Genomic DNA, 695 nt, shown 5'->3' with positions numbered 1-695 from the left:
TAAATAGATTGGTGCATACATTATGGTATTCGTTGCAAACTATTTATATAACTTTTTTAATAATCTAATAACTTCATCAAAAGTATAATACTGGAGGGATTTATAAATTGCAATCTATAATACAACTTCTTAATCAATACGAATATATAGTTTTGTCAGGAGCACTGACGAAGGTAATTTTCCTGTAATAGGAGATGATATATATTGACTTTTAAATTCATTGGAAAATATACAATTATTTCGTTTATAGTTGGCAGCATAGATTTTTTTTTAGCATATTTTCTATATCAAGTCTTGGGATTACATTATATGCTGGCTAGCAATATCGGCATAGCTGTGGGATTCCTTCTGCAATTTATGGCAGGTATGAAATATGTGTTTAAATCTAATAGCTATACAAAATCTTTTGTTGTATACATTGTGTCACTTTTTCTAGGAGTAGCTGTATCAAATTTAATCCTGTGGTTTAGTTTCAACTTTATGAAAATGTCTTTTTTAATTTCAAAGTTTCTTTCCATGGTGCTTCCCTTTTTTATAGTCTATTTTATGCGGAGAGTTATGCTTGAAGTACATGACTCATGAGCAATAGAGCCGGTGGTGAAAATAATGAAAAAAGTACCCAATCTAAAAAGATACATTTATATAGATATACTTTTTTTATTTATATTAATTTTAATAAAAGCATACATATATTT

General features: G+C 27.8%; 1 protein-coding gene. It reads left to right on the top strand.

The genetic code is table 11. From position 1 onward, the window contains the following. Positions 1 to 204 precede the first annotated feature (204 nt). Positions 205 to 582: a GtrA family protein gene (locus tag J5G60_RS18615; protein WP_179976963.1), complete on the top strand. Its 378-nt coding sequence runs from the start codon at positions 205 to 207 to the stop codon at positions 580 to 582. Positions 583 to 695 lie beyond the last annotated feature (113 nt).

Origin of the sequence: Clostridium sp. HV4-5-A1G, assembly GCF_900184915.1 — a bacterium.
Lineage (GTDB): Bacteria > Bacillota > Clostridia > Clostridiales > Clostridiaceae > Clostridium_B > Clostridium_B aromativorans.
Note: the sequence above shows the minus strand (reverse complement) of the source record. Positions and strands in the feature narration are given on the sequence as shown.